Source organism: Aquabacterium sp. A08, assembly GCF_011742065.1.
Genome location: NZ_JAAQQT010000518.1, coordinates 1 through 3,659 on the forward strand (window position 1 = coordinate 1; position 3,659 = coordinate 3,659).

Annotated in this window: 4 protein-coding genes; 2 read left to right on the forward strand and 2 right to left on the reverse strand. The window is 68.9% G+C overall.

The window, feature by feature from the left end:
* Window positions 1–1,556: diguanylate cyclase (locus HA630_RS03220; protein WP_208299944.1), on the forward strand; the 1,556-nt coding region annotated here is incomplete at its 5' end.
* A gap of 79 nt (window positions 1,557–1,635) precedes the next feature.
* Here the strand turns inward: HA630_RS03220 and HA630_RS03225 are convergent.
* A complete protein-coding gene (locus HA630_RS03225) occupies window positions 1,636–2,274 on the reverse strand; it encodes a CoA transferase subunit B (RefSeq protein ID WP_101049502.1) in 639 nt (212 codons plus the stop codon).
* Between the two features lie 11 nt (window positions 2,275–2,285).
* On the reverse strand, window positions 2,286–2,987 hold the full coding sequence (locus HA630_RS03230; protein WP_166832311.1) for a CoA transferase subunit A: 702 nt from the start codon (window positions 2,985–2,987) through the stop codon (window positions 2,286–2,288).
* A 121-nt stretch (window positions 2,988–3,108) separates the two neighbouring features.
* Here HA630_RS03230 and HA630_RS03235 point away from each other — a divergent pair.
* The coding region (locus tag HA630_RS03235) for a PAS and helix-turn-helix domain-containing protein (RefSeq protein ID WP_166832312.1) at window positions 3,109–3,659 on the forward strand (551 nt) is incomplete at its 3' end.

The window sequence follows — 3,659 nt, forward strand, 5'->3', positions numbered from 1 at the left end:
TCGGGGATAAATTGATCGGTATCCGGCTCAAGCTCTTGGTCGGCCTGACGGCGCTGATGCTGCTGTCCCTGGTCGCCACCCAGGTCTGGCTGAGCTGGCGGCTCAACCGCGGCTACACCCAACTTGAAACCCAGGCGGTGCAACAACAGCTGGAGCGCCTGCTGGTGGCGGTCGACGCGCAGCTGCTGCAGCACGACAAGTTGGTCAACGACTGGGCCAACTGGACCGAATTCGCCGACTACGCCCGCCAGGGGCGGGGCGCCTTCGCCCGGCTCAACCTGAACCAGGACGCGGTGGCCGCCGCCGGCTTCGACTGGCTGGAGGTGCGCGGCCCCGGCGGGCAGGCCCTGCACCGCGTGAGCCCGGCGGGCACCGATCTGGACGCGGTGCACGCCAGCGCCTACGGCGACTGGTTGCGCCAGCCACCGGCCCCGGGGGCGCGCAGCTGCGGCCTGGCCCGCTGGGACGGCCGCTGGGTGGCCCTGTGCCGCCAAGGCATACGCAACAGCGGCGGCGACGGCCCGCCGCAAGGCCTGCTGCTGGTGGCCGAACCGGTGCCGGCCGACTTCGAGCCGCACCTGAGCCGGCTGACGGGGCTGCACTTCGGCCTGTCGCACGAACCCCTGCCAGCGGCCGCACCCGACCAACGCTGGCCCGCCCTGGGCTCCAGCCTGGGCCAGGCCGAACCGCGCTACCGGCTGGAGGCGGAACACATCCGCGTCTGGTGGCCGGTGCACGACCTGGCCGGCCAGCCCGCCGGCCACCTCTGGCTGGAATGGCCGCGCACCGCGTCGCTGCAGGCGCGCGAGAACCTGGGGGCGGTGCAGTGGCAGCTGCTGGGGGTGTTCGCCCTCATCACCGCCGGCCTGATGGTGCTGCTGGACCGGCTGGTGGTGCGGCGCCTGCACCGCTTCAGCCAGGAACTGCGCCGCATCCACCACAAGGAGCGCTGGCAGGAGCAGATCACGGTGGACGGGCGCGACGAAATCACCCAGCTGGCGCAGGACACCAACAACCTGCTCGGGCTCATCCACTTCCAGATGGAAAACCTGGAGCTGCTGGCCGAGTCCGACGCGCTGACCGGCCTGCCCAACCGGCGCAGCTTCGACGGCACGCTGCGGCGGGCCCTGGCGACCCACAAGCGCCACGGCCGGCCCCTGTGTCTGGCGGTGCTGGACGTGGACCACTTCAAGGCCTACAACGACCACCACGGCCACGCCCAGGGCGACCTGGCGCTGCAGGCGGTGGCCCAGTGCCTGCTGGCCCAGGCCCGCCGGCCGGGCGACCTGCCCAGCCGCGTGGGCGGCGAAGAATTCGCCGTTGTGCTGGAAGACACCCCCCTGGTCGGCGGGGCACAGTGGCTACAGGCGGTGCAAGGCCGGCTGGCGGCGCTGGCCCTGGCGCACGGCCACAGCCCGGTCAGCGGCTGCCTCACGGTCAGCGCCGGCATCGTCAGCGCCGAGCCGGACGACACGCCCGACCGCCTCTACCAGCGCGCCGACGCGGCCCTCTACCAAGCCAAGCGGCAGGGCCGCAACCGGGTCGTCACCGGCTGAGGCCCGGCACACCCGGCGCGCCAAGTACGCAAAAGCCCGCCACCGGGGCGGGCTTCGGCGCACAGGCGCAAGGCGGCGCTCAGAGCAGCGGCACGCCGGTCTTGCTCTGGATTTCCTCGCGCGTCACGCCGTCGGCCAGTTCCACCAGCTTCAGGCCTTCGGGCGTCACGTCCATCACGCCCAGGTCGGTGATGATGCGGTCCACCACGCCCTGGCCGGTCAGCGGCAGGGTGCATTCGGGCAGGATCTTTAGGTCGGTGGTACCGTCCTTCTTCTTGGCCACGTGCTCCATCAGCACGATCACGCGCTTGACGCCGGCCACCAAGTCCATGGCGCCGCCCATGCCCTTGACCATCTTGCCCGGAATCATCCAGTTGGCCAGGTCGCCCTTGCCCGTGACTTGCATGGCGCCCAGGATGGACAGGTTGATCTTGCCGCCACGGATCATGGCGAAGGACTGGTCGGAGCCGAAGATGGACGAGCCCTTGAGCGTCGTCACCGTCTGCTTGCCGGCGTTGATCAGGTCGGCGTCCACTTCGTCTTCATACGGGAAGGGGCCGATGCCCAGCATGCCGTTTTCGCTCTGCAGCCAGACCTCGATGTGGTCGGGCACGTGGTTGGCCACCAGCGTCGGGATGCCGATGCCCAGGTTGACGTAAAAGCCGTCTTGCAGTTCCTGCGCCGCGCGCGCGGCCATTTGGTCTTGGGTCCAAGCCATGTTCGTGCTCCTTACTTGCGGTCGCGGGTGGTGCGCTTTTCGATGCGCTTTTCGGGCGTGGGGTTGACCACGATGCGGTGCACGTAAATGCCGGGCAGGTGCACGTCGTCCGGGGCGATCTCGCCGGTGGCGACCACGCGTTCCACCTCCACGATGCAAACCTTGCCGGCGGTGGCGGCGGCCGGGTTGAAGTTGCGCGCCGTCAGGTTGAAACGCAGGTTGCCGGAACGGTCGGCCACGTCGGCTTTGATCAGCGCCACGTCGGGGAACAGGGCGTGCTCCATCACGTAGGTTTCGCCGTTGAACTCGCGCAGTTCCTTGCCTTCGGCCACCAGCGTGCCCACACCGGTCTTGGTGAAGAAGGCGGGAATGCCTGCGCCACCGGCGCGCAGCTTCTCGGCCAGCGTGCCCTGGGGCGTGAATTCCAGCTCCAGTTCGCCGGCCAGGTACTGGCGCTCGAACTCCTTGTTCTCGCCCACGTAGCTGGAGATCATTTTCTTGATCTGGCGCGTCTCCAGCAGCTTGCCCAGGCCGAAGCCATCGACACCGGCGTTGTTGGAAATGGCGGTCAGGTTCTTCGCGCCGCTGTCGCGCAGCGCGTCGATCAGGGCCTCGGGAATGCCGCACAGGCCGAAGCCGCCCACGGCGATCAGTTGCCCGTCGGCCACCACGCCCTGGAGGGCTTCGGCCGCGCTGGGGTACACCTTGTTCATGCTCGCACGCTCCTGTCCAAAAGTGAAGGAAAACCGTACGATACTACGTAATCGCATACGTAGTTTTGCCTACAGTCCAACCCTTAACCGCGCCCTCCGAAGCCGCCCACACTGGCCCCCCATGCCGCCCGACGCCGCGCCCGCCGCCGACTACCGCCTCGCCTTCGACCTGGCGCCGGTGGGGCTGGTGCTGTCGCGCCACCGCACCATGGTGGACTGCAACCAGGCGGTGTGCGACATGTTCGGCGCCAGCCGCGACCAGCTGGTGGGCCAGAGCTTCCTCATCCTCTACCCCAGCGCCGACGAGTTCGAGCGCATCGGCGAACGCATCACCCCCATCCTCAACGCCAAGGGCCACTACTCCGACGAGCGGGTGATGAAACGCGTGGGCGGCCGCTTCCAGGGGCAGACCTTCTGGTGCCACGTCACTGGCCGCGCGCTGGACCGCACCGACCCGCACGCCGCCGGCATCTGGAGTTTCGAGGACCTGTCGTCGCGCCGCACCGTGAAGGCCGAGCTCACCGCGCGCGAACGCGAGGTGGCCGCACTGGTCATGAAAGGCCTGACCGCCAAGGAAACGGCCAGGGCGCTGGGCATCAGCCCGCGCACCGTGGAAATCTACCGCGCCCGCCTGATGCGCAAGTACCAGGCCAGCAGTTCCGTCGATCTGGT

What these genes read in the sequence shown, in the direction of transcription:
- HA630_RS03225 (WP_101049502.1), bottom strand. Translation starts at nt 2,274, where the DNA reads ATGGCTTGGACCCAAGACCAAATGGCCGCGCGCGCGGCGCAGGAACTG.
- HA630_RS03230 (WP_166832311.1), bottom strand. Translation starts at nt 2,987, where the DNA reads ATGAACAAGGTGTACCCCAGCGCGGCCGAAGCCCTCCAGGGCGTGGTG.